The organism is Pseudomonas sp. LB3P81, from assembly GCF_054897965.1.
This window is the reverse complement of record NZ_JBUBVG010000001.1, coordinates 5,355,884-5,371,302: the sequence shown is the minus strand read 5'-3', so window position 1 is coordinate 5,371,302 and position 15,419 is coordinate 5,355,884. Positions and strand designations below refer to the sequence as shown.

The following is a 15,419-nucleotide window of genomic DNA, read 5'->3' as shown; positions in this document are numbered from 1 at the left end:
ACTTCTCCATGAGCGCTCAGCTGAATCACACCATCGTCTGGTGTCGTGAGAAGCAATATTTCGATGACCCGGACGGGCATCTGCTGGAGATTTTCACCCGTGAATGACTGACGCCTGAGGCAAAAATCAGAACGCCAGTTTGTAGCCGATCAGCACCAGCATCGAGGCCAGGCATGGACGCAACACTTCATCGGAGATACGGCCCGTCAGGTGACTGCCCAGGTAAATCCCCGGCAGCGAACCGATCAGCAAGTAACCCAGCACATGCCAGTCCATGTTGCCCATGCTGGCATGGCCAAGACCGGCGACCAAAGTCAGCGGCACGGCATGGGCGATTTCCGTGCCGACCAGACGGCGAGTCGGCAGCAGCGGATAGAGGATGAACAACGCCACGGTGCCCAGGGCGCCTGCGCCGATGGAGGTCAGGGCGACCATGGTGCCGAGGATCAGGCCGGTGATTACGGTCAGCACATTCAAGCGCTGGCCGCTCGGGTTGTAATGGCCGCCGGCGCGTTTGTGGGCGAAATCGAGCAAGCGTTTCTTGAAGAAAATCGCCAGTGCCGTGGCAAACAGCACAAAGCCCAGCGCTTGTTTGATGATGGCGTTCATCGCGTCCGGGGAGGATTGCAAACTGCTGAGGAACCACAGCGTCAGCGCCACCGCCGGCACACTGCCAAGGGTCAGCCAACCGGTAATCGCCCAGTCGATGTTCTTGTTCTTGCGATGAACCAGCACGCCGCTGGATTTGGTAATCGCCGCGTACAGCAGGTCCGTACCCACCGCCGTGGCTGGATTGATCCCGAACCACAGCAGGATCGGCGTCATCAGCGAGCCACCGCCCACGCCGGTCATGCCGACAATGAAACCCACCACTAAACCCGCAACAACCAAACCTAAGTTAACGAAATCCATTAACACGCCCACAAAAACGCATGAAAAAACTGGCCCGCAGCATAGCGATTTTTCTTATAACCACTTATATCGATGCGGTCTATCGTTATGCCCGTACACGCGGGAGAGAGCCTGTGTGGCGAGGGAGCTTGCTCCCGCTGGGCTGCGTAGCGGCCCCTTTTGTGAGTGCTGCGCACTCAAGCGGGAGCAAGCTCCCTCGCCACAAAGGTTTGCTCCCACATTGGGATTCACTGCACGGGCAAGAAATTGAGAAACAGCAGGCTCTGCGCGTAATTCAGGCCGATCCGCCGGTAGCGCTCGTCCAGCATCCGGGTCAGCAGGTCCAGGCGCGCGACGATCTTGCCGAACTCCACGGCAAAACTCAGGTTGCTGCCCTCCTCCGAGATTTCGTTGGAGAACAGCAAGGGTTCGCCGTTTTTGTTCTGCCGCTGGCTGAGGATCCAGGTGGCTTTCTCGATGTTGCGCGCGGCGTTGTTGACGAAGGTCGGGCTGATCGCATCGGTCATGTAGAACTCCAGCCGGTTGCCGTGCGCGGTGACCAGCATGCTGCCGATGGCATAGATGAAGGCTCCGACCCGGTCGCCGAGAAACTCCGGACTCATGGCGTAACTCAACGCCGCCAGATCTTTCTTGCCCCCCAGGGTCGGCAGCGGCTGTTGCTGTTCGATGGCCATGCGCACCTGATTGCCTGCGGTGCGGGCATCAAGGAAACCGGACTTTTTCAGCTCCTGCGGGTTGCGCAGGTAGAGCTTGCTCATGAGCAGGTAGAGGCTGTCGAGGTTGTCGCGCATCGCCAGGGTGGCCATGCGGTCGACGCTGGTCTGAAGGAATTCCTGGGGCCGACCTTCACGAAACTGGCTGACGATGTCCCGGCCTTGCTGCTGGCTGCACCCGGTCGTGAACAGCATCGACAGGACGGCGAGCAGCAGGCAATGGCGGCGGATATGCACAGCGGTGAGGGGTAAAACTCGGGCCATGGGGCTTGAACTTGAGCATGGGCCGGCAGTGGGGATCGCCGCAGGCTGGCCAAGGGTAGAGCCGTGGATTGCGAAAAAGTGCAGTGCCGACAGTCTATTAGTGCTGGCAACGTCGCGTTCGCAGACTCGGCAACTGCTACAGGCGAGGGAACCCATGGGCTATTCTGCTGCCAACCGAAGTATCGACCGAATGACATAAAGGAGATTTTCATGCGGACCCTCGAACTGGCCGGCGTCAACGTACCCGTCATTGGCCAGGGCACCTGGCTCATGGGTGAAGATCACGCTCGACACGCTGAAGAAGTCGCCGCGCTGCGCCTGGGCATCGAGTTGGGCATGACCCTGATCGACACCGCTGAAATGTATGCCGAAGGTGGCGCCGAGGACGTGGTGGGCGAAGCGATCGCCGGCCTGCGCGACAAGGTGTTTCTCGTCAGCAAGGTCTATCCGCACAACGCCGGCCGCAAAGGCATTCCCCAGGCCTGCGAGCGCAGCCTGCGCCGTTTGAACACCGACTACATCGACTTGTACCTGTTGCACTGGCGCGGCCAGTATCCGCTTGAAGAAACCGTCGAAGCCTTCGAACGCCTGCGCGAAGACGGCAAGATCGGCCGTTGGGGCGTGTCCAATTTCGATATCGATGACCTGCAGGAACTGGCCTCCCCGGCCTGCGCCACCAATCAAGTGCTCTACAACCTGGAGGAACGAGGCATAGAATTTGATTTACTGCCGTGGTGCCAACAGCATCGGCAGCCATTGATGGCGTACTGTCCCATCGGCCAGGGCGGGAGTTTGCTGGCCCACCCGACGCTCACTCAGGTGGCCGCCCGTCACGGCGTGACACCGGCGCAGATAGCGCTGGCATGGATTCTGCGACAGGATGGTGTGATTGCCATCCCCAAAGCGGTCCGGCCTGAACACGTGCATCTGAATGCGCAAGCCGCGCAAATGCGGCTTGAGGTCGGAGATCTGGAGGCGCTGGACCACGCGTTTCGCGCGCCAAAACGCAAACAGCGACTGGCCATGGTCTGAGCCATCGCGGTTTTGTCAGAGGGCTTCTCATGAGAAGCACCGATCAGCTCGACACCTTTAATCTGCAGCGCTTTCTCCAGGCGCAGGACCCGGTGTTTGAGCGAGTGAAAAACGAACTTGGAGCAGGACAAAAGCGCAGTCACTGGATGTGGTTCATCTTTCCGCAATTCGCGGGGCTGGGCGGCAGCGAGATGTCTCAGCATTTCGCAATCCGTTCAGGCGCGGAGGCAACGGCCTACCTGAACCATCCACGGCTGGGTGCCCGCCTCCTTGACTGCACACAAAGGGTGCTGAATATCCAGGAACGCTCCATCAGCGAAATTTTCGGTCATCCGGACGACATTAAATTTCGTTCGTCGATGACCCTTTTCGCGCAGTTCACCCCGGATGACAGCCTGTTCCATCAAGCGCTGGATCGCTATTTCCACGGTATAGCGGACGAGTGGACGTTAACGCTGCTGGACTCAAAACAGGCCCAACTGCCCCCCAATCAGGGTTGAGAAATCGTCGTCCACAAACGGCAGAATCGCATCGGCCACCGGTTGCAGCTGCCGGGTGACGTAATGGTCGTAATCGATGGGCGCACTGCGGATTTCCAGCGGCTCGGGCCCGGCGACGGTGATCACGTAGCTGATCCAGCCGCCGTTCTGGTATTGCCGCGGCCGACCCTGCTGATCGTTGTAGTCGTCGGCGATCCGCGCCGCGCGAACATGCGGCGGCACGTTGCGTTCATAGTCATCCAGGGTGCGGCGCAGGCGCTTGCGGTAAATCAGGCGATCATCGAACTCGCCGGCCAGGGTTTTGCGCACGTACTCGCGCACATAATCCTGATACGGCTGGCGATGGAAGATTCGCGTGTACAGCTCTTGCTGAAATTGCCGGGCCAGCAGCGACCAGTCGGTGCGCACGGTCTCCAGCCCTTTGTAGACCATCTCGTCCGTGCCGTCGTCACGGGTGACCAGTCCGGCATAACGCTTCTTGCTGCCCTCCTCGGCCCCCCGAATGGTCGGCATCAGAAAGCGTTTGTAGTGGGTTTCGAACTGCAACTCCAGCGCGCTTTCCAGCCCGTATTCCTCTTGAACATGCGCGCGCCACCACTGGTTGACGTGGTCCACCAGCGCACGGCCGATCTGCGCCGCTTCCTGCTGACCGTGGGCGCGGCGCAGCCAGACAAACGTCGAGTCGGTGTCGCCGTAGATCACCGTGTGCCCCTGGGCTTCGATCAGTTGCCGGGTGCGCAGCATGATTTCGTGGCCGCGCAACGTGATCGATGAGGCCAGACGCGTATCGAAGAAGCGGCAGCCGCTGGAACCGAGCACACCGTAGAAGGCGTTCATGATGATCTTCAACGCCTGAGACAGCGGCGCATTGTGTTCGCGCTTGGCGGTTTCACGACCCTCGGCGACCCGGGCGACGATGGCCGGCAGGCAATGCCGGGTTCTGGAAAAACGCGCACCGCGAAAACCCGGCACGGACTCGCTGTCGTCGGGATGCCGCAAGCCTTCGATCAACCCGACCGGGTCGATGAGGAAGGTGCGGATGATCGACGGATAGAGGCTTTTGTAGTCGAGCACCAGCACCGATTCGTACAGGCCCGGCTGCGAGTCCATGACAAATCCGCCGGGACTGGCCTGCGCCGGCTTGGTCCCGAGGTTCGGCGCGACGAAGCCCTGACGGTGCATCAACGGCATGTACAAGTGCGTGAACGCCGCCACCGAACCACCGCTGCGATCCGCCGGCAACCCGGTGACGCTGGCCCGCTCCAGCAGGAAGGTCAGCAATTCGGTTTTGGCGAATATCCGCGTGACCAGTTCGCAGTCCTTGAGGTTGTATTTGGCCAGGGCCGGTTTGTCCTCGGCGAACATGCGGTTGATTTCGTCCATGCGCTGGTACGGCGTACTGATCGCCTTGCCTTCGCCGAGCAGGGTTTGCGCGACGTTTTCCAGGCTGAACGAGGGAAAACTCCAGGTCGCCGAGCGCAGTGATTCGATGCCGTCGATGATCAAACGCCCGGCGGCCGAGGCGAAATAATGGTTGCGGCTACCGTGTTCGCGCCACTGCATTTCTTCACCGCCACGCCCCAGTTTCAGCGGCACCGCCAGCCGTCGTGCGTGTTCGTGAAGCACCCGTAAATCGAACTGCACGACGTTCCAGCCGATAATCGCGTCCGGGTCGTGGCGGGCGAACCATTCGTTGAGTTTTTTCAGCAGCAGGGTTCGGGAGTCGCAGTATTCGAGCTGGAAATCCACCTCGCTGTCGTCGCCATTCGGTGGGCCGAGCATATAGACCTGGCGCTCACCGCAGCCTTCAAGGGCAATGGAATACAGATCGCCTTGAGCGGTGGTTTCGATGTCCAGGGACACCAGTTTGAGCGTTGGCCGATAGTCGGGATCGGGTTTCATCTGTGCGTCGAGCAGCAGGCCTTCGGCATTCGGTGTGCCACCGAAGATGACCGGCGCCGTGATGAAGCGCTCCATCATGTAGCGTTCCGGTGGACGCACGTCGGCTTCGAACATCTCGACGCCGGCCTTGCGCAGCGCGGTTTCCAGACGCATCAATTGACCGTGCTGCCGGCAATACAGGCCGAGCACCGGGCGGTGTTCGAAATCCTGCAGAGCCAAGGGTTTCAGCTCGACATTTTTTTCGCCGTGCAGCACCACTTCGGCCTGCTCGCGCTGCTCGGCCGGGATGAACGCCACCGACGGTTGATGCGGCACGCGGATACGCCGGGGACCGGTGTCGGTCGCCAGCCAGAACTCGACTTCCGTACCGGCCGGGGTATCGCGCCAATGCCGGGTCAGGACGAAGCCCCGCTGTAAATCCACCACTGCAACCTCGAATCTGATTCAGGTGGCAATTCTACGCGTCATCGCCGGCGATAGCGCTTTCTGTGATGTGGCGCGATCCCTGTGGGAGCGGGCTTGCTCGCGAAAGCGTCGTGTCAATCAACATCAATGCCGAATGTGAGTCCGCCTTCGCGAGCAAGTCGGATCGCCGCACCGCCGCTCCCACAGGGGTTGAGTCAGGTCACAGATCAGCGGCTGCCTGTGGAAAACTTGCCACGCATCATCGCCATGTACTCGACTTCCGAGGTCTCCCGGCGCGCTTTCACCAGCGGTTCGATGTCTTGGGTTGCGACGTAGCGCAACTGGTCCGTACCGTCGCTGGCCGCCCCGAAGATGACTTGCGCCACATCCTCCGACGTGGCCAGGCGCTCCCCGCGCAATCCTTCGAACACCTTCAAAGCCGCGCCGACAAAAGTGTCGTAATCCGCCGGAGTCGCCAGCTCTGCCGCCTCCGCCGCGGAACGTGCGCCAAACCCGGTGCTGATCACCCCGCCCGGTTCGACGATTTTCACCACGATGCCCAGCGCCGCCAGCTCGTAGGACAGCGACTCCGAAAACCCTTCCAGGGCGAATTTGCTGGCGTTGTACGCCGAAATCATCGGCAGACCAAAGACACCGGCGCCGGAGCTGACATTGATGATCACCCCGGCCTGGCGCTGACGAAAGTGCGGCAGGATCGCTCGGGTCACGTCCATCACGCCGAAGACGTTGACGTCGAACTGCTCACGGATTTTCTCGCGGGACGTGCCTTCGAATACGCCGGACAGGCCGAAACCGGCGTTGTTGACCAGTACGTCGATCTGGCCGAAACGCTCGATACCCGCAGCGATGGCAGCGTCGATGCTGGCCGGGTCCTGGACGTCGAGGCGCGTGACCAGCACCCGTTCCAGCGCTGCGAGGTCTGCGCCGACGGCGGGGTTACGCATGGTCGCAACGACGTTCCAGCCTTGGGCGGCAAACAGGTGTGCGGCGGATTGGCCGAAGCCGGTGGAGGCGCCGGTGATGAGTACGGTCTGGGTCATTGGAGTGCTCTCTATCAACCAAGGTGATCCCTGTGGGAGCGAGCAAGTCGGATCGCCGCACTGCCGCTCCCACAGGGGAAATGTGATGTGGCAGCAACCACGTTAGGCCCCAGCCATCCTTCAAACAATCGAGCTAATATGGGATGAACTGATGCAGGAATCAGCACAATGCAAAAAATGGGATTGGTCGAACTCAACGCCGTGGTCGCTGTATCGACCCACCGCAGTTTCCGCCGCGCTGCCGATGAGCTGGGCATGTCACCCTCGGCCATGAGCCACGCCATCGCGGCACTGGAACAGCGTATGGGTGTGCGTTTGTTCAATCGCACCACGCGCAGCGTGTCGCTGTCCGAGGCCGGCGAACAGTTTCTGGCACGGTTGCGGCCGGCGCTGCACGAGATCTCGGCGGCGATGGAAGCGGTCAATCAGTTTCGCGATACACCGAGCGGCACCCTGCGTATCAACGCCACCGAAGGCGCAGTGCAGACGATCATGACCCCGGTGGTGGTGGAATTCCTCAAACGCTACCCGGACATGCGCCTGGACATCGTCACCGATACAGCCCTGGTGGACATCGTCGCCGACGGTTTCGACGCGGGCATTCGCCTGGCCGACAGCGTGCCGCTGGACATGATTGCCGTGCCGTGCAGCCCGCCGCTGCAATTTGCAGTGGTCGGCTCGCCGGCTTACTTCGCCAGCCACCCGAAGCCCAAATCGCCGGCGGACCTGGCCAGACACAACTGCATCCGCACCCGTTTTGCCAGTGGCACGATTTACCGCTGGGAATTCGAGAAACGCGGTCAGCAGCAGATCATCGACGTCAACGGACCGCTGACCCTCGACAGCCATCACCTGATTGTCGACGCCGCACTGCAAGGCGTCGGGCTGGCCTGCACCAGCGAATTCTCCATTGCCGGGGAGATCGCCAGTGGCCGGTTGATCCGGGTGCTGCAAGACTGGACGCCGCCCTATTCCGGCCTCTGCCTGTACTACCCGGCCAATCGTCATGTTCCCGCCGGGTTGCGTGCGTTTATCGACTTGATACGTGAGGTTTACCAAAGAAAAACCGCTGAATGACGTTTTTTGCGCGTTATCTGCCGCTTTATCCCTTGCCCTCAGCGCTTGCGTCTACGATTCTTCAAGAACAACGACAACACCCGAGAAGCCACCATGAAAACCGTCGCCCAACTGCTCAAGTTGAAAGATCAGAAAAACCAGGAAGTGCACCAGATCAAGCCCGATCACATGGTGCTGGAAGCACTGATGAAGATGGCCGAGAAGAACGTTGGTGCCTTGCTGGTGGTAGAGAATGACGAAGTGCTGGGCATCATCAGTGAACGTGATTACGCACGCAAACTGGTGCTGCATGGCCGTTCTTCGGTGGGCACGCCGGTGCGCGACATCATGGTGTCTCCGGTGATCACCGTGGACACCCATCAAACCGTCGATACCTGCCTGGGCATCATGTCCGACAGACGCCTGCGCCACCTGCCGGTGGTGGAGAACGGCAAGCTGATCGGTTTGCTGTCGATCGGCGACCTGGTCAAGGAAGCCATCGCTGAACAGGCTGAACTGATTCAACAGTTGGAGCAGTACATCCGCGGCGAATAAGAGCAGGTCAAAAGATCGCAGCCTTCGGCAGCTCCTACATTGATAGGGTGTTTACACCGTAGGAGCTGCCGCAGGCTGCGATCTTTTCAGGATGGCCAATGCCGCGCAAAGACCGGTGCCAGCGTCGGGTGCCGGTCAATTCGCTCAAGCCAGGCAAAAAACCCGGGCCGGGCGCTGCGCAAATGCTCCCGACTGCCCGCCCATCGCGTAATCACCGCCGCCAGCACATCCAGCGCACCCGGCGGCTCATCGCCCAGATACAACTCGCCCGAGAACTGATCGGCGAACACCTCCCAACTCCAGTGCAGTCGGTCGCGAGCGCCAGCCATGAGGTTGTCCCGAGAGGGTTTATCCGCCACCAGCAACCACCGCTCGGGGTAATCGATGATGCCGATCGCCGCGTAACAATTGCTGACGATGTACACCAGACCACGGATCGCCTGATCGCGCTCGGCGGCGTTTTCCGGCAGCAGTTTCGACTTGGGAAACGTGAGCCCGAGATGAATCAGGATCGCCGCACTTTCGGTGAGAATGCTGCCGTCAGGCAGTTGCAAGGTCGGAATCTGCTTGAGCGGGTTGAGTTTCTCCAGGGCGTGGGCCGCCTCCGTGGATACCTCGACGTCGATGAAGCGGTAAGGAATCTCACAGAGCTCCAACGCGGCTTCGATGGCGGCGGCGCCGGAGTTCTGGTGTCCGTATAGCTGATACATATCGCGCTCCTGGCGAGACGAACAGATAGTCAGTTGACGAGTGGGTACAGGTCACGTTCCCTGCCATTTGGCGGATCTTTGTAGGAGCGAGCTTGCTCCGGGCGGCGTTCCGACGATGGACTTCAGGACGACGCGTATATCCAGAGAATTCGCGTTACCGTTGGCGTCCATCGCGAGCAAGCTCGCTCCTACAGGAGTCAGTTTTCGCCTTCGGGTTCATTCTGGCCTGCCTGGCGATAAGTGCCTGCTCGCCGAGCGACCATTCGTCATCAGCCAGTCTAGCCGGTGAAAAAGGGCGTGGTGGGGCCATGCTCGCCTATGAACGCGAACTGCAGCTGTTGCTGCCCCACCATCACACCCAGCGACTCGGATCGTTTGATCGAAAGCCGTGCGGTATGAATGAATGGCTTTACCGCAAGACTCGACAAAAAACCCGGCCTCATCAGCCTGATGCTGTTCACTTAAGCGCGGGCACCCACATTTGTGGCGAGGGGATTTATCCCCGTTGGGTCGCGAAGCGGCCCTCGGCGTCCATTCAGACACACTAATTTGTCCTGCTCTACGACTGCTTCGCAGCCGAACGGGGATAAATCCCCTCGCCACAGATTTCTTGCTTGCCTGAAGATTTTTTTAAGTGAACAACATCAGCCTCATCAGCCGGTTTTTTTACGCCTTATTGAAACCAGTCACTTCCCCGCCCGCGCCATACAGCGCTGATAACGTTCATCAACCCGCTTGGCAAACCACGCTGTCGTGAGTTTCCGGGTGATTTTCGGGCTCTGCAGCATGATCCCCGGCAATACCGCACGCGGCAATGAGCGGCCTTCGGTCTGTTCGGCCAGCTCGAAGACCCGCTGATACAACCGGGTGTCCTCGAACTCAAGGCTTTTGCCCTTCTCCAACTGATCCCTGATGGTCGGATTGCGCATGTCCAAGCGCTTGCCGAGGGTACGCACGGCCAGCTCCGTGGTACCGGGCATGATCGAGTCGTAGCGCACCAGATCGCCGTCCAGCGCCAGCGGAATGCCCGAAGCACGGCTCACAGCGTTCTGAAACGCGGCATTGCGGCTCGCATACCAACCGGCGTTGAAATCGGCGAAGCGGTACAGCGGCTGTTTGTAGCTCACCGGATAACCCAGCAAGTGGGCGATGCCGAAATACATGCCACCGCGACGGCTAAACACTTCATGCCGAATCGTGCCGTCCACCGGGTAGGGATAACTCCTTGCCTGCTGCTCGGCGAAGTCGATGCTGACCTGCATCGGGCCACCGGTGTGCACCGGGTTGAAACCGCCAAACAGCGTCCGCCCCATGGGCACCATGCCGATGAAGTCATCGAAGATTGCGCTGAGCTCCTTTTCGCTACGCGCGGCATTCAGCCGGTCGCTGTAGCTCTTGCCGTTGCCCGAACTCACTTGCAACGCCCCGCTCACCAGCAGACCGGGGATATGGACCTTCGCGGCACGCCGGTCGATTTCATCACGGGCGATCTTGCCCAGGCCCGGCACCGACGGATCAACCTGAAAGGTCGACTCCTGCTCGGTGACCGCCAGCACGGAACACAGGTTTTGCGTGGAGGGATAAATGTCCTGCGCGGCAAAGGCCGCGTAGATGTCCGTGGCCCAGCCTTGGCGGTCCACGGTTTTGGCCGGCAGCAAGCGCACGATCTCTGCCTTGACCTCGGCGGGTGATCGGGCCGGGGCTTCCTGGCTGCGCTGTGTCCCGCACCCGGCCAGCACCAACAGCGCCGCGACGCTCGTGATCAATCGATTCGCTTGCATGCTGCTCCATCAAATCCGTTGAGCCGGGGTAACCATACGATCAATCGCATGACGCAGGCTATGACTCTAACGGCACTCCCCCTGTTCCCGACATCGTTGTAGCCGTTGCCGAGCTTGCGAGTCTGCGGGGCCTTTTTCCGTTGGGCAGGCCGTCTGACGGCCCTCTTCGCCTGAACCATACTTGACCCAAACGCCGGGGAGGACAGGCGCATGAACCGTAGCGACGTACTGATCATCGGCGCCGGCCCCACCGGGCTGGTGCTCGCGCTGTGGCTAAGCAAACTGGGGATCCGCGTGCGGATTCTCGACAAGACCTCGGCACCCGGCACCACCTCACGGGCGTTGGCCGTGCAGGCCCGAACGCTGGAACTGTATCGCCAGCTCGACCTCAACGAGGCCGTGATACAGAAGGGACATCGCGTGGCGGCGGCCAACTTCTGGGTCAAGGGCGAACCAGTGGCGCGCTTGCCGTTGAGCCGGGTTGGCGAGGGTCTGACGCCTTATGCGTTCCTCGAAATATTTCCTCAGGGCGAGCACGAGCGGTTGCTGATCGAACGTCTGGAAGCCTTTGGCATCCGGGTTGAGCGCAACACCGAGCTGGAGAGTTTCGAGGAAACTGGCGACGGCATCACCGCATGGCTGCGCTTGCCGGATGGTCAAGAGGAAACCTGTCAGGCCTGTTACCTCGCCGGATGCGACGGCGCCCGCTCGAGGGTGCGCAAAACCCTCGACACCGGATTTCCCGGTGGCACCTACCAGCAGGTTTTCTACGTGGCTGACGTGCAGGCCAGCGGGCCGACGTTCAATGGGGAACTGCACGTGGATCTCGATGAAGCGGACTTTCTCGCGGTGTTTCCATTGGCCGGCGAAGGTCGCGCGCGGCTGATCGGAACGGTGCGCGACGAACGCGCCGAGCACGCGGAAACCCTGCGGTTTGAAGACGTCAGCAGCCGGGCGATCGAAAATATGAAGGTGCAGATCGAACAGGTGAACTGGTTCTCGACCTACCGCGTGCATCATCGGGTGGCCGATCACTTTCGCCGCGGCCGCGCGTTTCTATTGGGCGACGCGGCCCACGTCCACAGCCCCGCGGGCGGCCAGGGCATGAACACCGGGATTGGCGATGCCATCAACCTTGCGTGGAAACTCGAGGCTGTGTTGAGCGGCGGTGCCGCGGCGCATCTGCTCGACACCTATGAAACCGAGCGCATCGCGTTTGCCCGCAAACTGGTCGCCACCACCGACCGGGTGTTCAGCTTCGTCACCGCTGAAGGGCGCCTGGCCGATTTGCTGCGCACGCGCCTGGCGCCGTTTCTGCTGCCGAAAATGGCTTCGTTCGAAACCTCCCGCGAATTCCTGTTCCGCACGGTGTCGCAGATCACCCTCAACTATCGCGGGATGCCGTTGAGCACGGGCGTCGCCGGTCACGTGCATGGCGGCGACCGGCTGCCCTGGGCGCACGACGGTGAAGGGGATAATTTCGGGCCGCTGAAGTGCCCGAACTGGCAGGTGCATGTGTACGGCGACACCAGCGACGAAATGATCGCCTGGTGCAACGAACATCACTTGCCGTTGCATGTGTTTGACTGGCGGCCGGCGTTTGAATCGGCAGGCCTGGGGCGTAACGGGTTTTACCTGTTGCGGCCGGATACCTATGTGGCGATTGCCGAGACGTGCTCGGACCCGAAAGTGATCGAGCGGTATTTCCGGGACCACGGGATACGGCCGTTTTTTGGTGCTCACTGATGCAACACAGTTCAAATGAGGGAGCGGGCTTGCTCGCTCCCACAAGGATTGCAGCCTGACTAAAGCGACAATGTGCCGTTGATGCAGGTCACCACCGCGCCACCAATCCAGATCTCATCGCCGATTCGCTCGACCTGAATCCGCCCCGCCCGCCCCATGGTCAGGCCCTGACTGACCACGTAGGACGCCGGCGCCAGCCCTTCGCTGAGCAACCATTGGGCAATCCCGGCATTCAGGCTGCCGGTGGCGGGGTCTTCCGGCATGCCGTCGCCGGAGATGAACGCGCGCACTTCGAACTGTGCGTCATCGCCGTCGCGCTCCGGATGCCATGGCGCGATCACGCCGACCGCGAGGCCAAGCATGTGCGCGTGATCCGGTTGCAGGTCCAGTACCTGCTGGCGATCCTCGATCATCACCGCCAGCCAGCCCGCGCCGTTATCAACCCACTGCGCCCGCACAATGTCCCCCGGCTCCAGCCTGAGCCCGCGCCGGACGCGCTCCATGACATCGGCCTCCACCGGCCTGGTCTTGAGCAGTGGCGGTGCGAGAAAAGCCAGCTCCGCGCCTTGTCGACGCACCCGTACCAGGCCGACGCCGCATTCCTGAATGACCTCCTCGCCCTTGGGCACGCCACCGGCTTCGAGCCAGGCATGGCAAGTGCCCAGCGTCGGGTGACCGGCGAACGGTAATTCGTTCAGGGTGGTGAAAATCCTGACCCGGTAATCGGCACGGGGATCCTGCGGCTCAAGGATGAACGTGGTTTCACTGAGGTTGGTCCACGTGGCGAACGCCGCCATGCGCTCATCGCTGAGCTCGTCTGCACCGAACACCACGGCCAGCGGATTGCCCTTGAGCGCGACGCGGCTGAAGACATCTACTTGTTTGAAATCGAATGAATGCATGGCCTGCCCTGGTCCTGATGAAATCGAAACGTCCTACTTGGGAATTTCCAGCCCGCGCATCACCGCCGGCCGTGCGAGGAAGCGCTCCAGCACCCGCGTTACGTTCGGGAAATCCTTGATGCCCACCAGATCGCCCGCCTCATAGAAGCCGATCAGGTTGCGCACCCACGGGAACGTCGCGATGTCTGCGATGGTGTAGCGCTCGCCCATGATCCAGTCGCGCCCTTCCAGGCGTCCATCGAGCACTTTCAACAGCCGTCTGCTTTCCTCGACGTAGCGCTCCCGAGGCCGTTTGTCTTCGTAATCCTTGCCACCGAATTTGTTGAAAAAACCGACCTGGCCGAACATGGGCCCGATACCACCCATCTGAAACATCAACCACTGGATCGTTTCGTAACGTGCCGCCGATTCCTGAGCCAGCAATTGCCCGCTCTTGTCGGCGAGGTAGATCAGAATCGCCCCGGATTCGAACAACGGCAGCGGCTTGTCGTCCGGACCGTGGGGGTCGAGGATCGCCGGGATCTTGTTGTTGGGGTTCAGCGAAAGAAACTCGGGAGACCGCTGGTCGTGGGTGTCGAAGCCCACGCGATGCGGCTCGTAGGGCAGCCCGATCTCTTCGAGCATGATCGATACCTTGACGCCGTTGGGGGTCGGCAAGGAGTAGAGCTGAATCCACTCCGGGTATTGGGCCGGCCATTTCCGGGTGATGGGGAACGCAGACAGATCGGTCATCGGGGAGCATCCACGGGAAAATGAGTACGAAGATCATAATGTAGGCGCTGCCGAAGGCTGCGATCTTTTGGCGTTATCAATATTGCTGATGAGCAAGATCAGAAGAATGCAGCCTTCGTCAACGCCTCAACCTGTACTGTGTCCATAAATCCGCAACATCCGGTCGATAACCTCTGCTCCAACCCGTTCAAGGTTGTCGATACATGGCTGCGCACTTCGCCGGAATCGAACCAAACGGGCTTCAGTGGACTCTGAGTGTTGCCCTTTCGGAAACGGACCGGCTCAACGACATGGAAAGCACCCGACGCTGGGAGCGCGGGGTGTAAAGGTTTGTCAGCCTTAACCGAATGCGCTGAAGACTCCCTAATGCCATGATGAACTTTCTGAAATTCGTCCAACGCTTCAAGCATCGTGCGTATGTCGTGCTGCCTTCCCTGTTGGCGGCCAGCGCGCTCTTGCTGGCGCTGGAATCCAGCGAAAGCCGCGCCCAACCGGTTGACGGCACCCAGACCCTGGTTTTCCTGCGCCACGCCGAGAAACCTGCCGGCGGCCTGGGCCAGCTCAATTGCCAGGGCCTGAACCGCGCCATCGATCTGGCGACCTTGCTCCCAGAAAAATTCGGCAAGGCCAATTACGTGTTTGCGGCCAACCCGACGCGCAATGTCGAGGAAGGCGAACTGAATAATTCCTACAGTTACATTCGCCCCCTGATGACCATCAGCCCTAGCGCGATCAAGCTCGGTTTGCCGGTGAACATCAACTTCTCGGCCAACGACACCAGCGACCTGGCCGATGAACTGCTCCACGACAAGTATCACAACTCGGTGATCTACACCGCCTGGTCCCACGGCTACCTGCCCGAGTTGATCAACAAGGTCGCCGGCGAAGCCGTCGGTAAAAAACAGAAGATCACTGAAGACTGGGAGTCCAGCGATTACGACTCGCTGTTTGTGCTGACCCTGACGTGGCACAACGGCAAAGCCAGTTTGCAGAGCCACAGTTACAAGCAAGGGCTGGATAACGGCCAGGTGACCTGTCCGACTTGAGGGGGGATGGTTTAGATTTTGTAGCGTCTGTCAGGGCCTCTTCGCGGGCAAGCCCGCTCCCACAGTGGTTTGTGGTGGAACACAGACTTGTGATCGTCGCGG

At 60.6% G+C, this 15,419-nt stretch carries 14 protein-coding genes; 6 read left to right on the top strand and 8 right to left on the bottom strand.

Going from position 1 to position 15,419, the window contains the following annotated elements:
• Positions 1–126: 126 nt before the first annotated feature.
• Complete coding sequence (locus ACYZTL_RS24895) at positions 127–912, bottom strand: sulfite exporter TauE/SafE family protein (protein WP_461953960.1); 786 nt, start codon at positions 910–912, stop codon at positions 127–129.
• 227 nt (positions 913–1,139) lie between these two features.
• Complete coding sequence (locus tag ACYZTL_RS24890) at positions 1,140–1,889, bottom strand: hypothetical protein (protein ID WP_461953959.1); 750 nt, start codon at positions 1,887–1,889, stop codon at positions 1,140–1,142.
• Between the two features lie 210 nt (positions 1,890–2,099).
• On the opposite strand from ACYZTL_RS24890, the gene ACYZTL_RS24885 reads away from it, so the two are divergent.
• Together ACYZTL_RS24885 and ACYZTL_RS24880 are read left to right on the top strand one after the other, a co-directional pair.
• Positions 2,100–2,921: an aldo/keto reductase gene (locus ACYZTL_RS24885; protein ID WP_461953958.1), complete on the top strand. Its 822-nt coding sequence runs from the start codon at positions 2,100–2,102 to the stop codon at positions 2,919–2,921.
• Between the two features lie 29 nt (positions 2,922–2,950).
• Entirely contained in the window at positions 2,951–3,421 is a 471-nt protein-coding gene (locus ACYZTL_RS24880) for a DUF1810 domain-containing protein (protein WP_461953957.1), read from the top strand.
• Here ACYZTL_RS24880 and ACYZTL_RS24875 read toward each other — a convergent pair.
• Together ACYZTL_RS24875 and ACYZTL_RS24870 are read right to left on the bottom strand one after the other, a co-directional pair.
• On the bottom strand, positions 3,386–5,746 hold the full coding sequence (locus tag ACYZTL_RS24875; RefSeq protein WP_461953956.1) for a DNA polymerase II: 2,361 nt from the start codon (positions 5,744–5,746) through the stop codon (positions 3,386–3,388). The genes ACYZTL_RS24880 and ACYZTL_RS24875 overlap by 36 nt on opposite strands.
• Positions 5,747–5,955: 209 nt before the next feature.
• On the bottom strand, positions 5,956–6,789 hold the full coding sequence (locus ACYZTL_RS24870) for an SDR family oxidoreductase (RefSeq protein ID WP_461953955.1): 834 nt from the start codon (positions 6,787–6,789) through the stop codon (positions 5,956–5,958).
• A gap of 168 nt (positions 6,790–6,957) precedes the next feature.
• Between ACYZTL_RS24870 and ACYZTL_RS24865 the strand changes: the two genes are divergently transcribed.
• A complete protein-coding gene (locus ACYZTL_RS24865) occupies positions 6,958–7,866 on the top strand; it encodes a LysR family transcriptional regulator (protein ID WP_461953954.1) in 909 nt (302 codons plus the stop codon).
• A gap of 93 nt (positions 7,867–7,959) precedes the next feature.
• Positions 7,960–8,400 carry a CBS domain-containing protein gene (locus tag ACYZTL_RS24860; RefSeq protein WP_046032603.1) on the top strand — a complete coding sequence of 147 codons (441 nt, stop codon included), beginning with the start codon at positions 7,960–7,962 and terminating at the stop codon, positions 8,398–8,400.
• 86 nt (positions 8,401–8,486) lie between these two features.
• Here ACYZTL_RS24860 and ACYZTL_RS24855 read toward each other — a convergent pair whose 3' ends face one another.
• Together ACYZTL_RS24855 and ACYZTL_RS24850 are read right to left on the bottom strand one after the other, a co-directional pair.
• A complete protein-coding gene (locus tag ACYZTL_RS24855; protein ID WP_461953953.1) occupies positions 8,487–9,110 on the bottom strand; it encodes a glutathione S-transferase in 624 nt (207 codons plus the stop codon).
• Between the two features lie 686 nt (positions 9,111–9,796).
• Positions 9,797–10,891, bottom strand: coding sequence for a DUF1615 domain-containing protein (locus tag ACYZTL_RS24850; protein WP_461953952.1), 1,095 nt, complete (start codon positions 10,889–10,891; stop codon positions 9,797–9,799).
• Positions 10,892–11,101: 210 nt separating this feature from the next.
• On the opposite strand from ACYZTL_RS24850, the gene ACYZTL_RS24845 reads away from it, so the two are divergent.
• On the top strand, positions 11,102–12,637 hold the full coding sequence (locus ACYZTL_RS24845) for an FAD-dependent oxidoreductase (protein ID WP_461953951.1): 1,536 nt from the start codon (positions 11,102–11,104) through the stop codon (positions 12,635–12,637).
• 59 nt (positions 12,638–12,696) lie between these two features.
• On the opposite strand, the gene ACYZTL_RS24840 is transcribed toward ACYZTL_RS24845, so the two are convergent.
• Together ACYZTL_RS24840 and ACYZTL_RS24835 are read right to left on the bottom strand one after the other, a co-directional pair.
• Complete coding sequence (locus ACYZTL_RS24840; protein ID WP_461953950.1) at positions 12,697–13,539, bottom strand: PhzF family phenazine biosynthesis protein; 843 nt, start codon at positions 13,537–13,539, stop codon at positions 12,697–12,699.
• A 33-nt stretch (positions 13,540–13,572) separates the two neighbouring features.
• On the bottom strand, positions 13,573–14,271 hold the full coding sequence (locus ACYZTL_RS24835; RefSeq protein ID WP_461953949.1) for a glutathione S-transferase family protein: 699 nt from the start codon (positions 14,269–14,271) through the stop codon (positions 13,573–13,575).
• A 371-nt stretch (positions 14,272–14,642) separates the two neighbouring features.
• Between ACYZTL_RS24835 and ACYZTL_RS24830 the strand changes: the two genes are divergently transcribed.
• The gene (locus ACYZTL_RS24830) at positions 14,643–15,317 is read left to right on the top strand and encodes a histidine phosphatase family protein (protein ID WP_461953948.1); all 675 of its coding nucleotides are present in this window, start codon (positions 14,643–14,645) and stop codon (positions 15,315–15,317) included.
• Positions 15,318–15,419: the final 102 nt, after the last annotated feature.

Coding starts and splice junctions, on each gene's coding strand:
- ACYZTL_RS24860 (WP_046032603.1), top strand. CDS start 7,960: ATGAAAACCGTCGCCCAACTGCTCAAGTTGAAAGATCAGAAAAACCAG.
- ACYZTL_RS24845 (WP_461953951.1), top strand. CDS start 11,102: ATGAACCGTAGCGACGTACTGATCATCGGCGCCGGCCCCACCGGGCTG.
- ACYZTL_RS24880 (WP_461953957.1), top strand. CDS start 2,951: ATGAGAAGCACCGATCAGCTCGACACCTTTAATCTGCAGCGCTTTCTC.
- ACYZTL_RS24855 (WP_461953953.1), bottom strand. CDS start 9,110: ATGTATCAGCTATACGGACACCAGAACTCCGGCGCCGCCGCCATCGAA.
- ACYZTL_RS24850 (WP_461953952.1), bottom strand. CDS start 10,891: ATGCAAGCGAATCGATTGATCACGAGCGTCGCGGCGCTGTTGGTGCTG.
- ACYZTL_RS24865 (WP_461953954.1), top strand. CDS start 6,958: ATGCAAAAAATGGGATTGGTCGAACTCAACGCCGTGGTCGCTGTATCG.
- ACYZTL_RS24840 (WP_461953950.1), bottom strand. CDS start 13,539: ATGCATTCATTCGATTTCAAACAAGTAGATGTCTTCAGCCGCGTCGCG.
- ACYZTL_RS24885 (WP_461953958.1), top strand. CDS start 2,100: ATGCGGACCCTCGAACTGGCCGGCGTCAACGTACCCGTCATTGGCCAG.
- ACYZTL_RS24890 (WP_461953959.1), bottom strand. CDS start 1,889: ATGGCCCGAGTTTTACCCCTCACCGCTGTGCATATCCGCCGCCATTGC.
- ACYZTL_RS24830 (WP_461953948.1), top strand. CDS start 14,643: ATGATGAACTTTCTGAAATTCGTCCAACGCTTCAAGCATCGTGCGTAT.
- ACYZTL_RS24835 (WP_461953949.1), bottom strand. CDS start 14,271: ATGACCGATCTGTCTGCGTTCCCCATCACCCGGAAATGGCCGGCCCAA.
- ACYZTL_RS24870 (WP_461953955.1), bottom strand. CDS start 6,789: ATGACCCAGACCGTACTCATCACCGGCGCCTCCACCGGCTTCGGCCAA.
- ACYZTL_RS24895 (WP_461953960.1), bottom strand. CDS start 912: ATGGATTTCGTTAACTTAGGTTTGGTTGTTGCGGGTTTAGTGGTGGGT.